Below are 23,282 nucleotides of genomic sequence, written 5' to 3' on the forward strand. Positions count from 1 at the left end.
GACTATGTCTCAGTAGGCCCATAATTCCTGACCCGAAGAAGTGCTTCGGTGAGTCTTCGCGTTATTTATTTCGCACTCATTTCGGAAGGGTGTTTGGGGGTGGGTAGAAAAGCGCAGGAGGTGTCGGTATGAATGGAGCCGCCCCCGGGCGGCGGAAACGGACAGTATTCGTCCGGTCACTGAGAGCTTTCCGTGCGGGCCCGGCTCGTGCGCGCGGAGTGGCGCCGAGTACCTTCTGTGCCGGGTGCGGGGGTCGTCCGCGCAGGTCCGAGGGGGCCTGGAGCGACGGCCCGGCGTGGCGTACGCCACACTCCACGGGTCGTCGAGGTATGAGGTGGACCACGTGTGAGTGTTCCGAACTCGCGTACGCTGACGGATCACTCGCCCGTCGATGCCGGGCCCCGAGGGACAACGAACCGCTGTCTTCCCGGCTGGCCTGCCGAGCGCGAGGGACCTTTTGGGAGGTACATGCATGTCCGGGACGACCACAGCCCGATTCCGGCTGCGCCCAGCCGCCGACGGTGCCAATCGATGGGTCGTCCTCGTCGTCCTCTGCCTCAGCCTGCTGCTCGTCGCGCTCGATGCGACCGTGCTCCATGTCGCCGTCCCCGCCGTCACCGAGGATCTGCGGCCCAGTGCCGTCGGTCTGCTCTGGATCGTGGATGCCTACCCGCTGGTCTGCGCCTCGCTGCTGATCCTCTTCGGCACGCTGGGCGACCGGGTCGGCCGGCGCCGCATCCTGCTGCTCGGCTATGCCCTCTTCGGCGTCGCCTCCGCGATCGCCGCGTCGGCCGACAGCCCCGGCGTGCTGATAGCGGCGCGCGCCCTGCTCGGTGTCGGCGGCGCGATGATCATGCCCGCGACGCTGTCGATCCTCCGCCAGGTCTTCCCCGACCGGCACGAACGGGCCGTGGCGATCGGTGTGTGGAGTGCGGTGGCCGCCGTGGGCGCCGCCACCGGCCCCGTCGTGGGCGGCTTCCTCGTCGAGCACTTCTGGTGGGGCTCGGTCTTTCTGATCAACGTCCCGCTGATGGCTCTGGTCCTGCCGGTCGGCCGCCTGCTGCTGTCGGAGTCGCGCGGCGGAGGTGACGGTCCGTGGGACGTGCTCGGTGCGCTGACGGCCGCGGCCGGAGTGCTCGGTGTCGTCCTCGGGGTGAAGCGGGCGGGCACCGGTGAGGGGCTGCTGAGCACGACCACGCTGGGCCCGCTGCTGATCGGCGCCGTACTGCTCATCGCCTTCGTGCGCCGTCAGAAGCGCCGTACGCATCCGCTGATCGACATCGGGATGTTCGCCAGACCCGCTTTCTCCACCGCGGTGGGCTGCATCATCCTCGCGATGCTGGCCCTGGTCGGGCTGGAACTGATAGCTGTGCAGTACCTCCAGCTCGTCCTCGGTCTGAGCCCGCTGGAGACCGGACTGCGACTGCTGCCGCTCACCTTCGCGGCCATGGCCGCAGGCGCCACCGGCTCGTACACACTGCGCCGCCTCGGCCCGCGCCGGATGGTCGGCTGGGGCTTCGTGCTCACGGCCGCCTCGGTGCTGATCCTGACCGCGATGGGGCTGCACGACCGGCCCGGACTGCTGACCGGGGCCTTCGTCGCGCTCGGCTTCGGACTCCAGACCACGCTCTTCGGGGCGTACGAATCCATGCTCAGCGACGCCCCCGCCGACCGGGCGGGCGGTGCGGCGGCGATAGGCGAGACCTCGTACCAGCTGGGCGCGGGCATGGGGATCGCACTGCTCGGCAGTGTCATGAACGCCGCCTACACCCCCGGACTCGCGAAACTTCCCGAAGAGGGCGTCCCCGCCGGGGACGGTGCGGCCGCTGCCCACTCGCTGGGGGAGGCCTACCAGGTGGCGGACCGGCTGGGCGGTCCGCTGGGCGAGGCGCTGCGTTCCACCGCACGCCATTCCTTCATCACCGGGCTGCATGTCACGCTGCTGGTCAGCGCGGCCCTGCTGCTGCTCGGGGCGCTCGCCGCGCTGCGGCTGCCGCGGATGATGGAGTGCCCGTCGCCGGCTCCTGGTGAATCCCGCGAGGGCGGGGCGGGCGAGGCGCCGGAGCTCCAGGGGCCGTCCGGAGCGCCCGCCGAGGGCTGCGCGCAGCGGCCGCTGCCGATGCCCGCCCGGCGCCGGCGACCCGCCGGGGCGACCGGCTCTGGACGGGCGGGGCGCTGAGCCGTAACGTCGGGACGACGCCATAACTAACACTGCTAGTTTTAGCATCGTGCGAGCCGCCGGAGGCCCCCTCATGTCCACCACTGAGTCCTCGAAGCTCCCGTCCTTCGACCCCGCCGACCCGATCGGCATCGACGACCTGCTCAGCGCCGAGGACCTCGCCATCCGCGACACCGTCCGCGACTGGGCCACCGACCGGGTTCTGCCGGACATCGCCGAGTGGTACGAGAACGGCGAGCTGCCCGGCATCCGCGAGCTGGCCCGCGAACTCGGTTCGCTCGGTGCCCTCGGCATGTCCCTCCAGGGATACGGCTGCGCGGGCGCCACCGCCGTCCAGTACGGGCTGGCCTGCCTGGAACTCGAAGCGGCGGACTCGGGGATCCGCTCCCTGGTCTCCGTGCAGGGGTCGCTCGCCATGTACGCCATCCACCGCTTCGGATCCGAGGAACAGCGGCAGCGGTGGCTGCCGGGCATGGCGGCCGGCGAGATCATCGGCTGCTTCGGCCTCACCGAGCCGGACCACGGCTCCGACCCGGCCGGGATGCGGACGTACGCCAAGCGCGACGGGGGAGACTGGGTGCTCACCGGCCGCAAGATGTGGATCACCAACGGCTCGGTCGCCGGGGTCGCCGTCGTCTGGGCGCAGACCGACGAGGGCGGCACGGGCGGCGGAATCCGCGGCTTCGTCGTGCCGACCGACTCCCCGGGCTTCTCGGCGTCCGAGATCAAGCACAAGTGGTCCCTGCGCGCCTCGGTCACCAGCGAGCTGGTCCTCGACGAGGTGCGGCTGCCGGCCGATGCCGTACTCCCCGGGGTCACCGGGCTGCGTGGTCCGCTCAGCTGTCTCGGCCACGCCCGCTACGGCATCGTCTGGGGGGCCATGGGTGCGGCACGCGCCAGCTTCGAGGCGGCCCTCGACTACGCGCGGACCCGGGAGCAGTTCGGCAGGCCGATCGGTGGCTTCCAGCTGACCCAGGCCAAGCTCGCGGACATGGCCGTGGAACTGCACAAGGGCATCCTGCTCGCCCACCATCTGGGCCGGCGGATGGACGCGGGCAGGCTCCGCCCGGAGCAGGTCAGTTTCGGAAAGCTCAACAATGTGCGGGAGGCGATCGGCATCTGCCGTACCTCGCGCACGATCCTCGGCGCCAACGGGATCTCCCTGGAGTACCCGGTGATGCGCCATGCGACGAATCTGGAGTCGGTGCTCACCTACGAAGGGACCGTGGAGATGCACCAGCTGGTGCTGGGCAAGGCGCTCACCGGTCTCGACGCGTTCCGGTAGACCGGTCCGGCGGGCGCCCTGCTCAGCTCTGGTTGAAGAAGCCGTCGGCCGGCCGGCCGGCGGCTTCGCCGTTGACCACCTGGGTGTGGGCCGGGGTCAGCAGGAAGACCCGGGTGGCCACGCGCTCGATCGAGCCGCGCAGGCCGAAGGTCAGTCCCGCGGCGAAGTCCACGACGCGCTTGGCGTCGGTGGGGTCCATGGTCGTGAGGTTGACGATCACCGGGACGCCGTCCCGGAAGAGCTCCCCGATGGCCCGCGCGTCCCGGAAGCTGTCCGGAGTGACGGTGGCGATCCGGAGGCCCGTTTCCTCGGCCGTCTCCGAGGCCACCTGCACCCGGGGGTCGGTCACCCAGGCCTGACCGGTCCCGGTCTGTGCGCCCCCGGCGTACTCGTCATCGTCGTAGTACCGCTCGTCGTTGTCCTCTACGAGGCCCAGCCAGGCACTCGCCTTGCGCACCGATCCCATGGACGCCTCCTCTCACCGCGGTTCCGTGGTGTTCCGCATCTTTTTCGTGTCCCTATCGTCGTCCATGATGCGGATCGTGCGCCAAGTGGATAGTCGGCGCGCAGGGGATTCGTGACGGTACTGGTGCAGAAGATGTGGCGGTTCGTCAAGGTTCCTCCCGCATCAGCGGGCTGAAAGAAAGAAAATATGGTTCACCGTCCGTACGGGTGACACGGAGGACGTATGGGTGAACGGGGCGCTCGATACGATGCACGTCGTGCGCGGGCACGAGCCCGGCGCGCAGGTGAAGGACTCTCGGGGGATCGTCGTGTTCGGAATAGTGAGGCCCTGTACGCACCGGTTGTCCGAGGGGCTCAGAACCGAGTGGATGGCCCATCTCTGCGGGCTCTGCCTCGCACTTCGCTCGGACCATGGGCAGTTCGCCCGGATTGTCACGAACTATGACGGCCTGATCGTCTCGGTCCTGACGGAGGCTCAGTCCGAGCGCACCATCGGATGGCGGCGCACCGCGGGGCCCTGTCCGCTGCGCGCCATGCGGACCGCGCCGGTCGCCCGCGGCGAGGGCGCCAGGCTGGCCGCCGCCGTCTCCCTGGTGCTGGCATCGGCGAAGGTGCGGGACCACGTCGCCGACGGGGACGGCCTGTTGAAGCGCCGTCCGGTCGCCGCCGCCGCGCGCCGGGTCGCCGCGGGGTGGGACCGGGCGGGCGCGCGCACCGGCGCACAGCTCGGCTTCGACACGGCGCTGCTCGTCGACGCCGTCGACCGGCAGACCGGCATCGAACTGCTCGCCGGGCCCGGCACCCCGCTGCTGACGGTCACCGAGCCCACCGAGACCGCCACCGCGGCCGCCTTCGCCCACACCGCGGTACTCGCGGGCAAGCCGCAGAACGCGGAGCCGCTGGCCGAGGCGGGCCGGCTCTTCGGGCGGCTGGCACATCTGCTGGACGCCGTGGAGGACCAGGAAGCTGACGCCCTGTCGGGTGCCTGGAACCCGCTCACCGCGACCGGCACCTCGCGGGCCGAGGCCCGGCGGCTGTGCGACGACGCGCTGCGCGGCGTGCGGCTGGCGTTGCGCGACGCGGAATTCACCGACGGCAAGCTGGCCCATGTGCTGCTGGCGCACGAACTGCGGCAGTCGGTGGACCGGGCGTTCGGCACCACGGCGTGCTCGCATCCGGCAGGCGGCCCGGTCCTGGACGGAACTGTTTTGCCGTCAGGCACGCGGCAGACCGGGTCCTTCGGACCGGCGCCCGGCAATCCGTACGCACCGAGCCCCGGCGGCCCGGCCGGCCCGCCGCAGCCCCCGCCCGAGCCGCCGCGCGACCGGCGCGGGCTGATCGCGGGCTGTCTGGTGTGGGCGGGGCTGGCCTGCACCTGTCAGATGTGCTGCGGCACCTTCAACGATCCGTGGAGTCATCAGCGCCGCGAGGGACTGTGCCAACGGTGCGACTGCTGTGACGCTTGTGACTGCTGTAGCAACTGCGGGGACGGCTGTTGCGGTTCATGCGACTGCTGTGACTGCGGGTGCGACTGCTGAGCCGGGCCCGCGGCGGCGCGGGCCGGGCGGGACATCGCGGACCCGGCCCGGACCGGGTCACTCGATCTCGGGCGGCGAGATCTGCGAGGTCTCGATCGCGTGCTCGGCGACACCGGCGCCGAGGCCCAGGAGAGGGCGGCCGGGATCTGTCTCCAGCAGGTCTCTCCCCGCAGAACGCGCTGCCGGCCCTGGAACAGGTCCGGGGCCGTGACCTCTCCTCCTACGACCCCGGCGGACCGCTCCCCGGGATCGACCCCGGCCCGGAGTCCTCGCTGGTCCGGGGCCGGGTCAGGCACGGCGACCCCCGCGCTGCCGCGGCCCGGTGGTGGGCGCTGTCGAAGGAGAAGGGGCTGTCCATCCGGCAGACCGTCATCGAGACGACCGGGCGGCAGACCTTCATCGGCAGCCCGCGGACGGTCGCGGCGCGGCTCACCGAGTTCGTCGCCGCCGACGCCGCCGACGGCTTCGTTCTCGTACCGCATTTCACCCCCGGCGGTCCGGACGACTTCGTCGACCGGGTCGTCCCGCTCCTCCAGGAGAGCGGTGCGTTCCGCTCCGAGTTCACCGGTCCCACGCTGCGGTCCCATCTCGGGCTCGCCGAGCCGGTATGGAAAGGTTGAACGCATGAGCACGGACGCACAGCAGCCGCACGGTTCCGAGCAGGCGGCGCAGGACTGGAAACACTGGCACGAGGAGCGCACCGCCACGGTCGCAGCACCGTACGGACCGCTCTCCCTCACCGGCACCCACTGGCTCTCCGACCACCCGGAGGGTCACATCCCGGGGATGCCGGGGCGGTGGCAGGAGGACGGCGAGGAACTGGTACTCGCCGCCGACGCCGCCGACGGCCTGACCGTCGACGGCAAGCCCTTCGCCGGCCGGGTCCGTCTCACCGCCGACCGAGGCCCGATCGACGGGTCCCGTGTCGCGCACGGCGAGCGGCGACTGGTCGTGCTCAGTCGCGAAGGGCTCTGGGCGGTACGGGACTTCGACCCGCGCTCCGCCGCGCGGCGCGCCTTCCGGGCCATCGAGGCCACCCCGTACGACGCCCGCTGGGTGCTGCCGGGCACCTTCCGCCCGTACGACACCGCCCGTACGGTCCGGGTCGAGAACGCCGACGGGGTCGAGCGGGGCCTCGGACTCGGCGGTGAGATCGCGTTCGAGGCCGACGGTGCGGAGCACACCCTGCAGGTCGCGGTCGAGCCCGACGGCTCGCTCTGGGCGGTCTTCGCAGATGCCACCAGTGGGAACAGTAGCTACCGCTTCCGGTTCCTGCGGCCCGCAGCCCCGTCCGAGGACGGCGGCGTGACGGTCGACCTCAATCGTGCGCTGCTGCCGCCCTGCGCCTTCGCGGACCACTTCATCTGCCCCTTCCCGCCGCCCGGCAACACCCTCTCCCTCGCCGTCGAGGCGGGGGAGCGGAACCGCGTCGACGACTGACGCCCCATCACATCCCCCTCGGGGCAACAGCCCCGGCAGCCCACGTGCCGCCGGGGCCGTTGCATGCGGCGCAAGGCGTTCGGGCCAAAAGGCCCTCTTGCGCCAGAAGTTGACGCCTTGAATACTCCCGAGCAGCGCTTGTCAGGGACACGGCATTCCGCAACGCGCACGCCGCCGTGCGAACGACTGCGCCTCACGGGTCGGCCACCTCGCAGGCGGACCCCCGACTTCCCCTCGGGAGGAATGAAAAGTGAGGATCAAGCGCACCACCCCCCTCAGCGGCACCGCGAGACGCAGCAGGGCCGTCGCCATCGCAGCGGGCCTCGTCGCCGTCGCCGCACTCGCCGTCCCCAGTGCCCAGGCCGACACCGTCACCACCTTCAGCGCCAAGCAGCTCTCCGCCGCGAACGAGGCCGTGCTCGGCGCCGATGTGGCGGGGACCGCCTGGAACATCGACCCGGCGGCCGGCACCCTCGTGGTCGCCGCCGACAGCACGGTCTCGCAGGCCGAGATCAAGCGGATCAAGCAGGCCGCCGGAGCCAACGCGGGCGCCCTGCGGATCGAGCGCACCGCCGGCAAGTTCAGCAAGCTGCTCTCCGGCGGCGACGCGGTCTACGCCCCCGGCTGGCGCTGCTCCCTCGGCTTCAATGTCCGCAGCGGCAGCACCTACTACTTCCTGACCGCCGGTCACTGCACCGAGGGCAACCCGCCCTGGTACACCAACTCCTCCAACGCGACCAGCATCGGCCCGACGGTTGGCTCCAGCTTCCCGACCAACGACTACGGCCTGGTGCGGTACGACAACGCGGCGGTCTCGCACGAGGGCACGGTCGGCAGCGTCGACATCACCGGCGCGGCCGATGCCACGGTCGGCATGTCCGTCACCCGCCGCGGTTCCACCACCGGCACCCACGGCGGAACCGTCAGCGCCCTCAACGCGACGGTCAACTACGGCGGCGGAGACATCGTCTACGGCATGATCAAAACGAACGTATGCGCGGAGCCCGGTGACTCCGGCGGTCCGCTCTACTCCGGCTCCAAGGCGATCGGTCTCACCTCGGGCGGCAGCGGCAACTGCTCCTCCGGCGGTACGACGTTCTTCCAGCCGGTCACCGAGGCGCTCAGCGCGTACGGGGTCAGCGTTTACTGACGCCCCGGCCCCGGCCGGCCGCCGAACAGGCAGCCGTCCGCTGCAAAAGTCCCTCCGAATCCTGGACGCCGTGGGCGAATCCGCCCCGCCGGTCCCATCCGGCGGGGCGGAGTGCTGCGAAGGACGAGAGGCGGGCCGGTCCACGACGACGGCCCGCACAACCGCGACGGGGGCGCACGGGGCCGCCACCGGGCAGGCCCCGGATGCGCCGACAGCGTCCGAATCCCGGGTGGGGGACTCCCGTTCACCCCACGACTTTTGAGAGGATGTGGGGCAGGTCGGTCATGCAGGAGCAAACGGGGGGCGGATGCTGTGCCTCCCGGAGGGTGCCCTCCGGGGACCCCCGGCAGACACCTCAGGGGGTTCCAGGTCCGTGATACGCATCGGAGTGACCGGCCATCGCAGCATTCCGCAGGAGGCCCACGCCCATGTGCTGGCCGGGTTGCAGGCGGCGCTCTGCGGCCTCGAAGGTTCCCTGGAGGCCCTCTCCAGCCTGGCCGTGGGGGCGGACCAGCTCTTTGCCGACCTGGCCCTGGCCCGCGGTGCGGAGCTGACCGCGGTCATCCCCAGCGGCGACTACGAATCATGTTTCGCGGACGCGGCCGAACTCGCCCGCTACCGGGCCCTCAAGGACCGGGCGGTCCGGGAGGTCCGGCTGGGCTACCCGCACTCCACCGACGAGGCGTACTACGCGGCGGGCACGTACATCGCCGACCACTGCGACCGGCTGCTCGCGGTGTGGGACGGGCAGCCGGCCCGCGGCCTCGGCGGCACGGGCGACATCGTGACGTACGCCCGCAGCCTGGGCCGCCCGGTCACCGTGATCTGGCGCGAGGGCGTGCAACGCTGACCGGTTCGCGCGGCCGTCCTCGCATACGGCCGTACGGACCGGCGGCATGGTGGTGATGAAGTGTCACATCTGGTGTCTGGCAAGCCAGTCGGTGTGCTGAGGAGAGACGATGCGTTCGGTCTCGAAAACCGCCCGGGGCCACTGACGCTCCGTCAGTGTGGTCTCCATCGCCACCTGCATCGACTCCAGGTCCTGTTCCACCAGTGAGTGGGCCGAGATCAGCGGATGGTGGCGACGCATCTCGCTCCATGCCAGACAGGCCGCCGCGGCGGCCGACAGCACCCCCGTCAGGGCAAAGGACTGGGTGAGGGAGAACGTCCTCAGCAGCGCGAACACCAGGGCCAGCGCCGTGAGTACGGCAATGGTGGTCGACCAGACCAGGGTGGCCCGCCGGGACACCTCCTGACGCCTGCGGTACCAACTGCGCTGCTCGATCAGCCGGTCCCGTACATATGTCTCCTTGCGCACGGTGAACGCCTTGTTCCGCAACTCGCGCATGGAGTCCGTGATCAGCCCGCCCGAATCCGCCGCCTGATCGCGGGGGTCGGTCCACCCCACCTTCCGGAGCTCCTGAAGGCCCTCTTCGAGACGGTTCGCGAACAGGGCCTCGGGGTGCTGGGCGCTGGTGTCGAAGGGCGAGCCGTGCACCGAGTAGCGCCAGCACATCGACTTGATGAACTCCGCCGCGGAACGGTTGAGTTGCCATTGCGACTTTGCTTTGCGCCGGGCGGTGAGATACGTCGTGATCAGGACGCCCGTATAGGCCAGCACGCCGACGGCATCGGCCAGTTGAAACGAGCCGGCCACCTCCACGTGCCACGGCACCGAGGCCGGAACCGTGCCCACTACCAGCAGGATCAGCTGGACGCGGGTGGTGTTCACCGCCTCCCGCTGGCGTGCGATGGCGATCGTGTCGGTGTGGTGGAAGAGCTCCGGCAGATCGGCGTTCCTGAACACCATGCTCTGGAGCGGTCCGGGAATCGCCGTCATGTTCACTCCCCGTCTGCGGTGGTGGGCGTGCTCGTTCGGTGTGTGGAAAGGGTGCATGAGCGTAGAGGTGTGCCGTCGGGAACGGCAATGGACCCGGGGTGCCAACGGCGGTTTTCGGTCCCCGGGAAGACCCCCTCGTGCGATCCGGAACACTGTGGCAGTGTGGCCCAACTGACCGCGTTGCGGGGCTGGTTGCTGTTCGTAACCTTCTCGCGACCGACCGACGGGGGGAACGGGGATGAGCGAGGCATACGGTGAGGACGTGGATCCGCTGTCCGGTGCCCAGCGACGGATCCGTCGCAGTCCTCTGCTGTTCACCACGCCGCTCGTGCTCCTCGGCCTGCTGACCGCACTCCTGGTCTGGGAGGCGATCCGGGTGAACACGACGGCCGGGGCGCGGACCGAGTGGCCGTGGCGTCTGCAGTTGATCGATGCGCAGGTGCTGGGCAGTCTGCTGGCGGTCTCGCTGGGGGCCGTACTGGCCCGGGCGCAGTACGCCCGCACGGTCAGGCCGTACCTGGGCTGGCGGGCCGCCTGGACGACGGGACTGCTGGCAGCGGAGGCGCCTGCGTGGCGCGTCGGGATACTCAACGGCGGTCAGCACCTGGCCGTGATCGAGTCGTGGGACACCAGGGTGGTCATGAAGGGGGCGGAGGATGCCGCCGACGCGCCGTGGAGCAGCGTTTCCGGCACGGTGGCCGAACTGACCGAGGCCGGATTCGTCGTCGGGGAGGACTTCCGGCTCATCGAGTTCGGCGCGGGATTCCCCCTGGCGGGAGCCGTGGGCGGGCACGAAACGGTGCTGTTGGGCGTGTTCTCCGAGTCCTTCGTCCAACAGGTCCAGTCGCTCCATGTGCGGGTCAGGGTCACGGATGTCGTCGGTGACACCCATGAGCGGACCATGGACTGCATGAAGGGTGTGGGGACCGACCGGGTCGCCCCGGCCGAATGACGCCGTCCGCGGCGCGGGCCGTGCGGGGCGGCGCGGACGGGGCCGGCCTCGTCCGCGATCACCTGCCCCACCTGTGTTTTCCCGCGCCTGCGGGCGCGACGAACCTTCCGTCCGAATGGGCGGGGCGGCTCTGTGCGGCACTCGTGTGACGAGTAGATCACCGCAGTTGCCAAGCCGGTTCAGGGGAGTAAAGTCGTGACGCCGGGCACTGTGGTCGTACAGAAACTGGCTGCATTTCTCATGAACCGGAAAACTCCCCTCAAGGACGGCCGTGAAGATCTCTGATTCCCCTCGCGCCTTCGCTGTTGCGAAGAAGGCCCCTGTGCCGCTCTCCCAGATCGACACTCGCACCGCAGAAGCCACCAGGAAGCTTGGCCGGGTGTTTTCGGCCTCGACCGATCGCCACACCCAGGCGTCGACCTTCTCTTCTGCGCTCTGAATCGCGTTGCATGCTGGCTAGACTGAGGGAATGACAGGACCCCTGGTCCCATTCCGCGAAATTGTGCTCAAAGTGCACAGCAGGTGCGATCTCGCCTGTGATCATTGCTACGTCTACGAACATGCAGATCAGAGTTGGCGTACCCGCCCCAGGGCAATCTCTGACGACGTCATCTTCCGGACAGCTCAGCGCCTGGCCGAGCATGCCAGAACGCATGCGTTGCCCTCCGTGTCAGTGATCCTGCACGGAGGGGAGCCTCTGCTGGCAGGCCCCGCCCGGCTGCGGCGCGTCTGCGAAGAGCTCACCTCGGCCTTCGACGGCATCGCGGAGCTCGACCTCCGCATCCACACCAACGGAACCCAGCTCAGCCCGCGCTACCTCGACCTCTTCGACGAATTCGGCGTCAGGGTCGGCATCTCCCTCGACGGCGACCGGGCCGCCAACGACCGGCACCGTCGCTACGCCGACGGTCGCAGCAGCCACCCCCTGGTCCTCAAGGCCGTCGAGCTGCTCCGGCAGGAGCGCTACCGCCATCTGTACCTCGGGCTCCTGTGCACCGTCGACATCGAGAACGACCCGCGCGCGGTCCTCGACGCACTCGCCGAGCTCGACCCCCCGCTCGTCGACTTCCTGCTCCCGCACGCCACCTGGGACGATCCGCCGCCCCGCCCGGACGGATCACCCACCGCCTACGCCGACTGGCTGCTCACGGTCTTCGACCACTGGCAGGAGCGCGGGCGCCCGGTGCCGGTCAGGATCTTCTCCTCGGTGCTGTCCACGCTGAGCGGCGGCCCCAGCCTCACCGAATCCCTGGGGCTCGCCCCCACCGACCTCGTCGTCGTCGAGACCGACGGCCAGCTGGAACAGGTCGACTCGCTCAAGAGCGCCTACGAAGGCGCGGCGGCCACCGGATTCGATGTCTTCACCCACGCCTTCGACGAGGTCGCCGCCCACCCGGGCGTGCGGGCCCGTCAGCTGGGGCTGGCCGGCGTCAGCGAGACCTGCCGCCGGTGCCCGGTCGTGCGCTCGTGCGGAGGCGGCCTGTACACCCACCGGTACCGCTCCACGGGGCCGTCCGACGCGTTCGACAACCCGTCCGTGTACTGCGCCGACCTGGCCGCCCTGGTGCGCGGCATCGAGGCGCGTACGGCGGCGGCCCTCGTCGCGCCCGCCGTGGCCGAGCCCGACGAACTGCTCGCCGCCCAGCGGGACCTCACCCGCACCCTGCTCGCCCGGCTGAACGCCGACATCGGCCGGCGCGGCGGCGAGCGGTGGGCCGCCGCCTGGGAGCTGGCCACCGCCATCGAGGCGTCCGAGGAGGGGGCCCGCGGTCTGGACGAGGTGCTGGCGCACCCGTACACCCGCACCTGGCTGCTCGACGCGATGGAGTCGGTCCACGACCGGCCCGGGGCCGTGCAGGTGGCGCGCCGGATGCCGGCGTACCTCGCGTCCGCCGTCGTGCGGGCCGGCCTCGATCTGCCGGTACGGGTGACCTTCGTGGGCGGCCGGATCTTCCTGCCCGGCCTCGGCGAGCTGCGGATCGCCGGCGCGGGGGTGCACGGCACGGCGCTGGTGCGGGCCACCGGGGGCGGCTTCCTCGTCCGGCGGGAAGGGGGCGACGGGGCCGAGCGGCGGATCGTGCGGCCGCAGGAGACCGGTCCCGGCTGGCGGCCGTTGCGCCGCCTCGCGACGGCCGGTCCGACGCCCGGCTTCGTGCTCGACGACCTCGACCCGTTCCGCAAGTGCTTCGCCGTGCGCGCCACGGACGCCCTCGACGACCGGGCCGCCGCCGGCCTGGAGACCAGGATCGGCGAGGCCTGGACGCTGATCGGGACGAAGGCGCCCGGACGCACCGGGGAGATGGCCGGCCGCCTCACCACCCTCACGCCGCTGACCGGCCTGGCCCCGGCGGAGCCCGCCGTCGGACAGCACGGATACGGCGCGCTGGGAATCTCCCCGGACGGCAGCGCCGAGGAGTTGGCTCTCGCGCTGCTGCGGGGCTTCCGGCGGGCCGAACTGCGGGCGCTTCGGGATGTCACGGATCTTTACGCGGCGGACGGCTCCTGGGAGCATCGGATGCCCTGGCAGGAAGAATCAGTTCCGTTTTCCCGGCTGCTGGCCGAAACCTATGAGCGTATGGCGTTGGGGGCTTTCGACCCGCGCTTCCTGGAGGGTGTACCGCAGGCGCTCGACACCCTGGAAGGCGCCGCCGAGCTGACCACCAGTGGGAAACAACTGCTGGATCAGATGCGAAAAGAAATCTGAGCTTCACATTCCGGTTCAGCCGGGGCCGTCCGTACGCACAGGACAACTGGGAGGAACGGGAGAAGACCGAATTCGATCAAGGAATGATTGACGGAATCCGGGAACGTATGACTGAAAACTGGCGTTGAATGACCGAACGTCATGGGGGTGGAGCAACGTCCGCTCCGGAATGATGAATTCGCTCGCATTCACTTCACTCCTCGGGTGCGGGTGCTCACACAGGACGGGGGTCGTGTGCACGCAACAACGCAGCAGCGAGCGGCGGACCATCGGCCGTACTTCTTCTTGAGTTATGCGCATACACCGGGGTACGGCGGTGGAACGGACCCCGATATGTGGGTCGAGCGGCTCTTCCAGGATCTCTGTGGTCATGTGATGGCCATGACGGATCTGCCCGCAGGCGCGCCCGCGGGCTTCATGGACCGCGAGATACGCTCCGGCGAGGGCTGGTCGGAACGGCTCGGTGAGGTGCTCGCCACCTGCCGGGTGTTCGTCCCGCTGTTCTCGCCGCGCTATTTCGCCAGTGAGATGTGCGGCAAGGAGTGGTACGCCTTCGCCCAGCGCGCCATCCATCACCGGGCCCGCTCCAATCAGCGCGCCGAGGCGATCGTCCCCGCGCTCTGGGTGCCCGTACCGCCGAGCCAGCTTCCGGGACCGGCCGAGCGATTACAGTTCAACCACCGTGATTTCGGGGACCGTTACGTCAGTGACGGGCTCTACGGACTGATCAAACTCAGGCTCTTCGCCGAGGAATACGAGCGTGCGGTGTACGAACTCGCCAAGCGCATCGTCAATGTCGCCGACACCATCAGGCTCGGCACCGGGCGCCCCGTCGACTACCGGCTGGCCCCCAGCGCCTTCGGCCCGCCGAACAGCGGAGTCGGCGGCCCCCGCCCCATACAGGTGACCATCGCCGCCCCCACGCGGCACGACCTGCCCGAGGGGCGCAACACCGAGTACTACGGCGACAACCCGCAGGACTGGAACCCCTACCACCCGGCCGCCGCCCGTCCCCTGGCCTATGTCGCCGAGGACCTGGTGCGCTCCCTCAACTACCAGGCCACCGTCTCCTCCTTCGACGAGGAGTCCGGGCACCCGGAGGGCAAGCAGCCGCCCAACAGGCCGGAGATCCTGCTCGTCGACCGCTGGGCCCTGCAGGACGAGGACCGGCGCCGCCGGCTCGCCGCCTTCGATGCCGAGAACCGCCCCTGGGTGACGATGGTCGTGCCGTGGAACCGGGAGGACCACGAAAGCCGGGCGGCCGAGGCGGAGTTGACCGAGAAACTCGAAGAGACCATGCCGACCAAGATGCGCCAGGGACGGGCCTACTGCCGGGGCGCCGCCAAGGGCGTGCCCAGCATGGAGGCCTTCGGGCAGATCCTGCCGCAGGTGGTCGAAGTGGCGGCGCAGCAGTATCTGAGACACGCGGCGGTCTACCCGCCCGCCACCGGCGGCGGACACACCGAACGGACACGGTTGATGGGGCCGATGGCGCAGACGAACTACATCCCCGAGACACACGACCCTGCGACGGATGCGGAGGACACGGATGACGGCCGGTCGTGACGGGCGCATCGTCACCTTCTACTCGTACAAGGGCGGCACCGGGCGCACCATGGCCCTGGCCAACACCGCCTGGATACTCGCCGCCAACGGAAAGCGGGTCCTGGCCGTCGACTGGGACCTGGAGGCACCGGGACTCCACCGGTTCTTCCACCCGTTCCTCGACCCCTCGACCCTCGGTGCCACCACCGGTGTCATCGATCTGATCACCGATTACGCCTGGGCCGCGACCAGCCCCGCCCAGCGCGCCGACGACTGGCACCGCGACTACGCCCGCATCCAGCCGCACGCCGTGTCCCTCACGCCCGAGGCGCTCGGCTGGGAGTTCCCGCAGGGCGGCACCCTCGACTTCGTCTCCGCGGGCCGGCAGAACCGCGAGTACTCCGCGACGGTCTCCACCTTCGACTGGGACAATTTCTACGACCGGCTCGGCGGCGGTCACTTCTTCGACGCCCTGCGCGACGACATGAAGGCCAATTACGACTACGTCCTGATCGACAGCCGGACCGGTCTCAGCGACATCGCCGACATCTGCACCGTCCACCTGCCCGACGTCCTCGTCGACTGCTTCACCCTCAGCGACCAGTCCATCGACGGCGCGGCCGCCGTCGCCCGGCAGATCTCCGAGCGCTACACCGGCCGCCCCATCTCCATCTTCCCCGTCCCGATGCGCATCGACGAGGGCGAGAAGGAGAAGGCCGATGCCGGACGGGCACTGGCCCGGCTGAAGTTCGACCGGCTGCCGCGCGATCTGTCCGGGGACGAACTCACCGCCTACTGGGGCGCGGTGGAGATTCCGTACCGTCCCTACTACGCGTACGAGGAGACCCTCGCCACCTTCGGCGACGAGGCCGGCCTCACCAACTCGCTGCTCTCCGCCTTCGAACGACTGACCTCCGTCATCACCGGCCAGCAGATCACCTCGATGCCGCCGGTCGGTGAAGAGGTACGGCTGCGCATCCGGGACGCGTTCACCCGGCGCAGGCCCGCGCTGCCCGCCGATCTCTTCCTCAGCTATGTGGCGGAGAACCGGATGTGGGCCGACTGGATCGAATCCGTGCTCTCCCGGGCCGGGTTCCGGGTCGTACCGCGCGACGTGTCCGCCGAGCGGGAGGCCCCGGAACCGACGGCCCTCGCCGCCGAGAACGCGGCCCGTACCGTGGTGCTGCTGTCCAGCGCCTACCTCAAGTCGCAGCGCGCGGTGAACATCTGGGACCGGGCCGTCGCGGAGGACCCCGGCGGCGGCCGACGCCATCTCCTGCCGCTCAGGGTCGGTGACGTCCGGTTGTCCGCGCCCTACATCGACCGCAACCCCGTCGACCTCTTCCGGCTCGACGAGGTGCATGCCACCGCCGCCCTGCTGCGCGCCCTGGACCGGCCCGTACAGCTCACCGACGGGGTGTCGCCCGGACCGCGCTTCCCCGGCACCGTCCCCAGGATCTGGAACGCGCCGCCGCGCAACCCCGGCTTCACCGGCCGTTCCATGGTCCTGGAGCGGATGCGCGACCAGCTCGGCGGCGGCATGGCCGTCGTGCTGCCGCAGCCGCAGACCCTGTACGGACTCGGCGGCGTCGGCAAGACCCAGGTCGCCCTGGAGTACGTGCACCGCTTCATGGCGGACTACGACCTGGTCTGGTGGATATCGTCCGAGCAGACCGACGACGTGGTGGCCTCGCTCGCCGAACTCGCCGTCCGGCTCGGCGCCCAGGGCGGCGACGACATGGCGGCCGCCTCCCAGGAGGCCGTGGACCTGCTGCGACGCGGTGTGCCCTCGGACCGCTGGCTGCTGGTCTTCGACAACGCCGACGACCCCGAACGGCTCAGGCGCTACTTCCCGCAGGGCGGCTCCGGCCACATCCTGGTCACCTCCCGGAACCAGGCCTGGTCCCAGCACGGTGACGCGCTGCCCGTCGACGTCTTCCTGCGCGAGGAGTCCGTCGAGCACCTGCAGCGCCGGGCGCCGGGGCTGAGCGCGGAGGACGCCGCACAGGTGGCCACGGCGGTCGGCGACCTGCCGCTCGCCGTCGAACAGGCGGCGGCCTGGATCGCGGAGACCGCCACCCCGATCGACACTTACCTGGAACAGCTGGCGCAGCAGGCCCCGGAAGTCCTGGCGCTCAACCAGCCGGCCGGATACCCCGAGCCGGTCGCCGCGACCTGGAACATCTCCATCCAGCGGCTGAAGGAGCGCTCGCCCGCCGCGGTGCGGCTGCTCCAGCTCTGTGCCTTCTTCGCCCCCGAGCCGATCTCGGGGAATCTCCTCTACAGCAAGGAGATGGTCGAGGCATTGAAGCCGTACGACGCCTCGCTCCAGGAGAAGCTGGTGCTGGGCCGGGTCATCCGGGAGATCGGCCGGTTCGCCCTCGCCAAGGTCGACCAGATCTCCAACTCCATCCAGGTGCACCGGCTCGTCCAGGCCGTCATCCGGGCGCAGCTCAGCGAGGAGGAGCAGCGGGACGCCCGGCATGTCGTCCACCGCGTGCTGGCGGGCGCCCGGCCCGATGAGGACGAGCCGATCGACAACCCCTCGACCTGGCCGCAGTTCGCCACCATCTGGCCGCACCTCGGCCCGTCCGACGCCCGCAACTGCAAGGAGCCCGAGGCCCGCAGGCTGCTGATCGACCGGGTCCGCTATCTCTGGAAGCGAGGCGACTTCAGGACCGCTGCCGCGCTCTGCGAGGAGCTGCGCGCCATCTGGAAGGAGACGCTGGGGGAGCGGGACATCCAGTACCTCTACCTCTGCTTCCACCAGGCCAACATCTATCGCTCGCGCGGCCGTTACGTGGAGGCGCGGGATCTGGACGAGATCACCCTGGCGATGCAGCAGGAGGTCCTGGGCCCGGAGCACCCGCACACGTACATGAGCACCAGCAGCCTGGCGACCGACCTCGGCACGCTCGGCGAGTACACCAGGGCGATCGAGCTGGCGACGGAGGCGACCGAGGGGTTCAACCAGATCTTCCACGATTCGCACCCGAGGACCCTGGCGGCGTCCAACAACCTGGCGTTCACCCTGCGGTCCGTCGGACAGTACGCCAGGGCCAGGGAGATCGACCAGGACGTCTACGACCGGCGCCTGGAGGTGCTCGGCGCAGAGCACCCGTACACCCTCTCCTCGGCCATGAACCTGGCCCGCGACCTGCGTGACGTCGGGCGGTACGAGGACGCGGTCGGCATTCTCGGCCGCACGTACGACAGTTACAAGGCCACGCTCGGCCGGGCCTTCCCCGGCACGCTGAGCGCGGCGAAGAGCCTGGCGGTGTCGCTGCGCCGGGCGGGCAGGCTGGAGGACGCCCGCAGGCTCACGGTGGCCACCCGTGCCAGGTACCGGGCCAAGTACACCGTCATCAACCCGGAGGTGCTGGCCTGTGACCTCAATCTGGCGGCCGACCTGTACGCGGCGGGCGAGGCGACCGAGGCCAGGAACACCGCACAGGAGGTCGTCGACCAGTACATGAAGGTGCCGGGGGAGAAACACCCGTACACCCTGGCCGCCCTGAACAACCTCGGCGTCTACCAGCTGGGGGCCGGCGAGGTGGAGGAGTCGGAGCGGGTGCTGACCCGGGTGGTCGCGTCGATGCGGGAGGTGTACGGGCCGGAGCACCCCAACACCCTGTTCTGCGTGATGAACCTGGCCAACGCGACGGCCGAACGGGGCGATCTCGACATCGTGCTGAAGACCGAACGGAAGGTGGCCGGTCAGCTCAGGCAGGTCATCGGGGCGCACCACCCGGAGACCCTGGCCATGATGTCGAACATGGCGGTCACGCTCGATGCGATGGGGCGCAAGGGCGAGGCGATGCGGCTGAGGGCGGAGACGGTCGAAGAGCTGTCCCGGCAGCTGGGCGACGACCATCCGATGACCCGGATCGCCCGGAACGAGCGCCGGTTCGAGCGCGAACTCGAACCGATGGCGGTATGAGCCGAGGGAGCGTCCGGCCGTCACCGGACGCTCCCCGTCTCCCGGGCCCGTTCCTCAGCAAGTAGCCGGTTCCAGCAGCCAGTTGAGGACCCTGGGCAGGGCGTGCAGCGCGTCGAAATGCGCGGCCGCCGGTTCCACCACCACGGTGGAGTTCGGGATGCGCTCGGCCAGCCAGCGGGAGTGGCCCACCGGCGAGAACACGTCCTTCTCGCCGTGCCACAGCATCACCGGGCCGGTGATGTCCGCGGGGTCGAACCCCCACGGAGAGCTGAACGCGATCGCGTCGTCGATCCACCCCCACGCCGAAGTGCGCAACCCCTCACGGTAGTTGCGCAGCAGCATGGTGCGGACCCCGGCATCGTTGACCACCATCCGGTCGGAGTCGGTCAGCTCGCGGCGCAGATCGTCGATGAGCCGGACCGGGTTCTTTCTGATCACCGCGGACCGCGAGATGAACGACTCCGCGAGCCCGTCCGGATCGGCCGCCGCGGTGGAGTACGCCAGCACATTCGAGGCGGCCATCCCGTCGAACCAGTCGAGGCCGTCGGCACCCCAGGGGGCCAGCCCGACCAGTGCGGCGGTACGGGTGACCCGCTCGGGCATCAGCGCGGCACAGGCCAGGGCATGCGGGGCGCCACCGGAACGGCCCACCACGGCGAACCGCTCCAGCCCGAGGTGGTCCGCGATGGCCCGTACGTCCTGGACGGCATCGGCGACACAGCGGCCCGGCAGCCGGTCGGACTCGCCGTATCCCGGCCGGTCGTAGGCGATCAGCTGGGTCTTGCGCTGGTACAGCACCATGCCGCGCGGAGCCGGACCGAGCCTGCTGCCGGGCATTCCGTGCAGCAGAAACACCGGTCTGCCGCGGGGATCCCCCAGACGTTCGACCACCAGATGCCGACCGTCCGTTGCGCGCATCCGACTACGCACTCCGCGCCTCCTCCGTATGGTGCGGGCACCGCGTGCCCGGCTTTCCCCGCCAAACTCGATGATGGACCATCAGAGCCCGTACGGGGATGGCGTGTTGAGTAAAGGTGGAGGTCTTGGCGGGGCGCGGTCGGCCTTCCGGTCGGGGGTGCGAGGAGGCCCGGGTTTCGGTGAGGGGGCCGAGGCCGCCCATTTCCAGGCCGTCCGCAGGGCGACGGGCTCGGCCGCATCACCTCATACTGATGCGGCCGAGCCCGTCGTTCTCTTCAGCGAAACCTGTCGGTACTACCCACGCGCGAGTGTTACGAACGCCGTCCATTCGCTCCGGCCGACCCGCAGCACCGGTCCGCCGCCTGCCACCTTCGAGTCCCGTACGTATACCGCGCCGGGGTCGGCGGCCACCTCCACGCAGTCGCCACCGCCCGATCCGCTGTAGCTGCTCTTGGACCAGCGCAGCTCGTCAACGCTCTCGGTTACCTGCTCCACGCTCATGTCTCTCCCGCCAGCCGTTCGATGAGCCGCGCAGACGCCTCGACGTTCAGGGCCTGCGATCGCAGCTTGCCATATCGCAACCCGAAGGCGCTGACCTCTGCCGGATCACCGATGACACAACCGACCTGCTGGGACTCGATGTACCCGAGGCGGCGGAGTTCTTTCGTCTCCACCAGTACGAACGGCCCGTCCAGACCCGAATGGAACCCGAGCCCGGCGGGCATGACCTGAATCGCCACCGTCCGCAACGCGCCTACTTCCAAAAGGCGTTGCCACTGTCCACGAATCACCTCTGCGCCGCCCACCGGGTTACGCAACGCCTCCTCCCCGATGATGAACGAAAGCTCCGCCATCGGATCGCGGGTCAACAGCTTCTGCCTGCTCAGCCGCGCTTCCGTGTGCTGGTCGATGATCTCCTCGCTGAGCGGCGGGCAGTGACCGCCGAACACGGCCCGTGCGTATGCCTCCGTCTGCAAGAGCCCCGGCACCAGCAGCGGGTCGTACGAGAAGCGGCTCAGTACCTCAGCCTCGATGAGGGCGAAGTTGCGGAAGAACTGCGGAAGTTTCGCCCGGTCCACATCGGCCTGGAGTACTTCCAGCAACCCGCCCGCAGCCAGCACCCGGTCCGCCGCGACGGTGAACGCCTCCTTCGCGGGCCGTCGTCCCTGCTCGACCGAGGCGACCTGTTCCAGGGAGTAGCCGATGGCATCTCCGAGTGTCTGCTGGTTCAGCGCGGCCCGCTTGCGCAGGTGCTGGAGGAGCCTGCCGTACGCCACCCACACTCCCGGCAGGTCGCTGTCCTCCTTCGTCTTCGCCGCCCGGCTGTTCCGTGTATCCCGCATGGCCCTCACACCCTTTCCCTGCCACCGTCCGTGCCCGTCCGCAGCCACGTGCAGCGTTCCTCAACTCCACTACGACTGGGCCATGTTCAACGGAAGGGCCGTTTCCGGGGACACGGCCCCGGCCCCGTACGGCACCCGTACAAGACCCGTACAACTCAGGGCGGTGCTTCTCCACCCGGCTCGTACCGCCGCTGTCCCGTACGGTCATTGCACCTGGTCGGCGGTGGTGACGGAGTCCGACGATGACGTCGTGACACAACAGGAGAGCACCCCCCTTGAAGCACCCGCCCCCACCGCCGAGTTCAGCCTTTGTTTCAGCAGCACCGCCCGTGGCGCCCGGCTGGCCCGCGTCCTTGCCGTCCAGCAGCTCACCGAGTGGTGCGGCAGCCCGTACGACTCCGAGACCGCTCGAACCGTGGCCCTCGTCACCGCCGAGCTGTCCGCCAATGCTGTCGCCCACGGCCGCCTCCCCGGCCGTGACTTCAGGTTGACGCTGCTCCTCCTGCCCCGCGTCGTCCGCATCGAGGTGACGGACACCCGGCCGGAGCGCCTGCCGGCTGTTCCGGCAGCGGGACCCGCGTCCGCCGACGTGACCTCGGGCCGCGGCCTGCTGCTCGTCGAGGCGTACGCGGACCGGTGGGGCTGCACCGTTCGCGACGCGTACACCAAAACGGTCTGGGCAGAGGTGCCGCACTCCGCCTGAGCGGCGATTTTGGAACCGCGGTGGTGCTGTCGTCGGAGGCGGCCGTTTCCGTCCCTGGCCGGTGACGGAGCGGGGATCAGTCGACCGTCGAGCCGAACGGCGGCCGGGCGCCGGTGGTGTCGTCCGGCTTGCGCAGGGACACCAGGAGGGTGACGAGCGTGCCCGCCACCGCCCACGCGGACAGCACCAGCAGCGGTCCGGTGACCGCGTTGCCCTTGAAGTACGCGATCGAGCGGGCCACCCAGGTGCCCGCCCCGGGCGGCAGCGCGGGGCCGATCGCCCGCCAGAAATCGGGGAGCATCGGCAGCGGAAAGGCGCCGCCGGCGCTCGGGTTGCCCGCGATCACCACGATCAGGACGGCCAGGCCGATGCCGACGATGCCGGTGAGGGCCTGTAGGGCGAGGGTGAGCATGCCGACCGCGAAGACGGTCAGCGCGCCCAGCCCCGACAGGCCCCAGAAGCTTCCGGGCAGGGCGCCGAGGACCGGGCCGATGATGATCGCCCCGCCGATTCCGCCGACGACGGAGTAGAGCGCCATGACGCCGGTCCGGATCAGCGCGCGCTGCCGGTTGGCGGGCTTGGCGCCGGCGCTGATCGCCAGGATCGAGGCGCAGAGGTAGCCGCCGACGCACCAGCCCACGACCAGGTAGAAGGACGAGATGCCGTTGAAGTCCTGGTCGGAGGCGGGGGCCAGGTCCACGGAGCGCACCGTGCGCCGCTGGGTCTGGTCGACCTTCGTGATGATCTTCGTCAGGGTGTCGGCCATGGAGGTGCCCCCGCCGGAGGCGACGAGGACGGTGTCGGTGGTGCTGGTGGGGCTGACGATCAGGGCGCCGTCGATCTCGCGGTTCAGGATCTGCTCGCGGGCCGTGGCCGCGTCGGCGACCGCGCGGGGGTCCAGCGGCCCGCCCGGGAGATTCTTCAGCTCGGTGAGGAGCTGTGCGGACACCTGCCGGGGCGCGACGACCCCGAAGGGTACGTCCGTCGGCTTCGGCTTGTGCAGTGCCCCGACGTAGGACGTGATGAACAGCAGCTGCAGTCCGAGCACGCCGATGACAAGCAGCGCGGCTCGTGGAGTGACGGCGTTCTTCACCTCGTCAGCGAAAGTCATGCCCCAACGGTCCGGGGTGTCGGCTGTTCGTGCAGGCAGTGCTGGGCCGAATGGCTGACGGAGAGCCGGTCCGGGGGCGGGGCGTGCCCCAGACGGAGCCGTGCCGCACAGAGAGGCGACAGTTTCAGCCACACGTTATGAGCGTCTCAAATACGGCCAAGTGTTCGAA

18 protein-coding genes and 1 pseudogene are annotated in these 23,282 nt (G+C 70.0%); 13 read left to right on the forward strand and 6 right to left on the reverse strand.

What is annotated here, in order from left to right:
- Positions 1–472: 472 nt before the first annotated feature.
- Entirely contained in the window at positions 473–2,179 is a 1,707-nt protein-coding gene (locus tag ACF08M_RS14375) for an MFS transporter (protein ID WP_392185559.1), read from the forward strand.
- 73 nt (positions 2,180–2,252) lie between these two features.
- Positions 2,253–3,464 (forward strand): acyl-CoA dehydrogenase family protein, encoded by a 1,212-nt coding sequence (locus tag ACF08M_RS14380; protein ID WP_392185560.1) that lies wholly within the window; start codon positions 2,253–2,255, stop codon positions 3,462–3,464.
- Between the two features lie 22 nt (positions 3,465–3,486).
- On the opposite strand, the gene ACF08M_RS14385 is transcribed toward ACF08M_RS14380, so the two are convergent.
- The gene (locus ACF08M_RS14385) at positions 3,487–3,930 is read right to left on the reverse strand and encodes a cell division protein SepF (RefSeq protein WP_392185561.1); all 444 of its coding nucleotides are present in this window, start codon (positions 3,928–3,930) and stop codon (positions 3,487–3,489) included.
- 307 nt (positions 3,931–4,237) lie between these two features.
- Between ACF08M_RS14385 and ACF08M_RS14390 the strand changes: the two genes are divergently transcribed.
- The 5 genes and pseudogenes from ACF08M_RS14390 (at position 4,238) to ACF08M_RS14410 (ending at position 8,907) form a co-directional block, all read left to right on the forward strand.
- Positions 4,238–5,467 carry a DUF5685 family protein gene (locus ACF08M_RS14390; RefSeq protein WP_392185734.1) on the forward strand — a complete coding sequence of 410 codons (1,230 nt, stop codon included), beginning with the start codon at positions 4,238–4,240 and terminating at the stop codon, positions 5,465–5,467.
- An 87-nt stretch (positions 5,468–5,554) separates the two neighbouring features.
- Positions 5,555–6,087: pseudogene (locus ACF08M_RS14395) on the forward strand (F420-dependent methylene-tetrahydromethanopterin reductase); the annotation flags it as partial.
- Positions 6,088–6,091: 4 nt separating this feature from the next.
- Complete coding sequence (locus ACF08M_RS14400; RefSeq protein ID WP_392185562.1) at positions 6,092–6,907, forward strand: DUF1684 domain-containing protein; 816 nt, start codon at positions 6,092–6,094, stop codon at positions 6,905–6,907.
- 250 nt (positions 6,908–7,157) lie between these two features.
- Positions 7,158–8,057, forward strand: coding sequence for a S1 family peptidase (locus ACF08M_RS14405; RefSeq protein ID WP_392185563.1), 900 nt, complete (start codon positions 7,158–7,160; stop codon positions 8,055–8,057).
- Between the two features lie 373 nt (positions 8,058–8,430).
- Complete coding sequence (locus ACF08M_RS14410; RefSeq protein WP_392185564.1) at positions 8,431–8,907, forward strand: hypothetical protein; 477 nt, start codon at positions 8,431–8,433, stop codon at positions 8,905–8,907.
- A 63-nt stretch (positions 8,908–8,970) separates the two neighbouring features.
- On the opposite strand, the gene ACF08M_RS14415 is transcribed toward ACF08M_RS14410, so the two are convergent.
- Positions 8,971–9,897, reverse strand: coding sequence for a DUF4231 domain-containing protein (locus ACF08M_RS14415; RefSeq protein ID WP_392185565.1), 927 nt, complete (start codon positions 9,895–9,897; stop codon positions 8,971–8,973).
- A gap of 238 nt (positions 9,898–10,135) precedes the next feature.
- Here ACF08M_RS14415 and ACF08M_RS14420 point away from each other — a divergent pair, with 238 nt between their 5' ends.
- The 5 genes from ACF08M_RS14420 (at position 10,136) to fxsT (ending at position 19,038) form a co-directional block, all read left to right on the forward strand.
- Positions 10,136–10,849, forward strand: coding sequence for a hypothetical protein (locus ACF08M_RS14420; RefSeq protein ID WP_392185566.1), 714 nt, complete (start codon positions 10,136–10,138; stop codon positions 10,847–10,849).
- Positions 10,850–11,120: 271 nt separating this feature from the next.
- On the forward strand, positions 11,121–11,288 hold the full coding sequence (locus tag ACF08M_RS14425) for an FXSXX-COOH protein (protein ID WP_392185567.1): 168 nt from the start codon (positions 11,121–11,123) through the stop codon (positions 11,286–11,288).
- Between the two features lie 30 nt (positions 11,289–11,318).
- Complete coding sequence (gene fxsBH / locus ACF08M_RS14430) at positions 11,319–13,553, forward strand: radical SAM/SPASM protein FxsBH, inactivated beta-hydroxylase extension form (RefSeq protein ID WP_392185568.1); 2,235 nt, start codon at positions 11,319–11,321, stop codon at positions 13,551–13,553.
- 234 nt (positions 13,554–13,787) lie between these two features.
- A complete protein-coding gene (gene fsxC, locus ACF08M_RS14435; RefSeq protein ID WP_392185569.1) occupies positions 13,788–15,119 on the forward strand; it encodes an FxsC protein in 1,332 nt (443 codons plus the stop codon).
- A complete protein-coding gene (gene fxsT, locus ACF08M_RS14440) occupies positions 15,103–19,038 on the forward strand; it encodes an FxSxx-COOH system tetratricopeptide repeat protein (RefSeq protein ID WP_392185570.1) in 3,936 nt (1,311 codons plus the stop codon). Before fsxC ends, fxsT begins: the two co-directional genes overlap by 17 nt.
- A gap of 54 nt (positions 19,039–19,092) precedes the next feature.
- Here the strand turns inward: fxsT and ACF08M_RS14445 are convergent, their stop codons facing one another.
- The 3 genes from ACF08M_RS14445 to ACF08M_RS14455 all read right to left on the reverse strand — a co-directional run bounded on the left by ACF08M_RS14445 (position 19,093) and on the right by ACF08M_RS14455 (position 21,299).
- Positions 19,093–19,956: an alpha/beta fold hydrolase gene (locus ACF08M_RS14445; protein WP_392185571.1), complete on the reverse strand. Its 864-nt coding sequence runs from the start codon at positions 19,954–19,956 to the stop codon at positions 19,093–19,095.
- 294 nt (positions 19,957–20,250) lie between these two features.
- Positions 20,251–20,457: a DUF397 domain-containing protein gene (locus ACF08M_RS14450; protein WP_392185572.1), complete on the reverse strand. Its 207-nt coding sequence runs from the start codon at positions 20,455–20,457 to the stop codon at positions 20,251–20,253.
- A complete protein-coding gene (locus ACF08M_RS14455; protein ID WP_392185573.1) occupies positions 20,454–21,299 on the reverse strand; it encodes a helix-turn-helix domain-containing protein in 846 nt (281 codons plus the stop codon). Before ACF08M_RS14455 ends, ACF08M_RS14450 begins: the two co-directional genes overlap by 4 nt.
- A gap of 250 nt (positions 21,300–21,549) precedes the next feature.
- Here ACF08M_RS14455 and ACF08M_RS14460 point away from each other — a divergent pair, with 250 nt between their 5' ends.
- Positions 21,550–22,002, forward strand: a complete 453-nt coding sequence (locus ACF08M_RS14460; protein ID WP_392185735.1) for an ATP-binding protein — start codon at positions 21,550–21,552, stop codon at positions 22,000–22,002.
- Positions 22,003–22,078: 76 nt separating this feature from the next.
- Here ACF08M_RS14460 and ACF08M_RS14465 read toward each other — a convergent pair whose 3' ends face one another.
- Positions 22,079–23,113 (reverse strand): DUF3533 domain-containing protein, encoded by a 1,035-nt coding sequence (locus tag ACF08M_RS14465; protein WP_392185574.1) that lies wholly within the window; start codon positions 23,111–23,113, stop codon positions 22,079–22,081.
- Positions 23,114–23,282: the final 169 nt, after the last annotated feature.

Origin of the sequence: Streptomyces sp. NPDC015032 (genome assembly GCF_043080425.1) — a bacterium.
Taxonomy (GTDB): Bacteria; Actinomycetota; Actinomycetes; order Streptomycetales; family Streptomycetaceae; genus Streptomyces.

What these genes read in the sequence shown, in the direction of transcription:
- ACF08M_RS14465 (WP_392185574.1), bottom strand. Translation starts at nt 23,113, where the DNA reads ATGACTTTCGCTGACGAGGTGAAGAACGCCGTCACTCCACGAGCCGCG.
- fxsBH (WP_392185568.1), top strand. Translation starts at nt 11,319, where the DNA reads ATGACAGGACCCCTGGTCCCATTCCGCGAAATTGTGCTCAAAGTGCAC.
- ACF08M_RS14445 (WP_392185571.1), bottom strand. Translation starts at nt 19,956, where the DNA reads ATGCGCGCAACGGACGGTCGGCATCTGGTGGTCGAACGTCTGGGGGAT.
- ACF08M_RS14455 (WP_392185573.1), bottom strand. Translation starts at nt 21,299, where the DNA reads ATGCGGGATACACGGAACAGCCGGGCGGCGAAGACGAAGGAGGACAGC.
- ACF08M_RS14380 (WP_392185560.1), top strand. Translation starts at nt 2,253, where the DNA reads ATGTCCACCACTGAGTCCTCGAAGCTCCCGTCCTTCGACCCCGCCGAC.
- ACF08M_RS14400 (WP_392185562.1), top strand. Translation starts at nt 6,092, where the DNA reads ATGAGCACGGACGCACAGCAGCCGCACGGTTCCGAGCAGGCGGCGCAG.
- ACF08M_RS14450 (WP_392185572.1), bottom strand. Translation starts at nt 20,457, where the DNA reads ATGAGCGTGGAGCAGGTAACCGAGAGCGTTGACGAGCTGCGCTGGTCC.
- ACF08M_RS14420 (WP_392185566.1), top strand. Translation starts at nt 10,136, where the DNA reads ATGAGCGAGGCATACGGTGAGGACGTGGATCCGCTGTCCGGTGCCCAG.
- ACF08M_RS14375 (WP_392185559.1), top strand. Translation starts at nt 473, where the DNA reads ATGTCCGGGACGACCACAGCCCGATTCCGGCTGCGCCCAGCCGCCGAC.
- fxsT (WP_392185570.1), top strand. Translation starts at nt 15,103, where the DNA reads ATGACGGCCGGTCGTGACGGGCGCATCGTCACCTTCTACTCGTACAAG.
- ACF08M_RS14385 (WP_392185561.1), bottom strand. Translation starts at nt 3,930, where the DNA reads ATGGGATCGGTGCGCAAGGCGAGTGCCTGGCTGGGCCTCGTAGAGGAC.
- ACF08M_RS14415 (WP_392185565.1), bottom strand. Translation starts at nt 9,897, where the DNA reads ATGACGGCGATTCCCGGACCGCTCCAGAGCATGGTGTTCAGGAACGCC.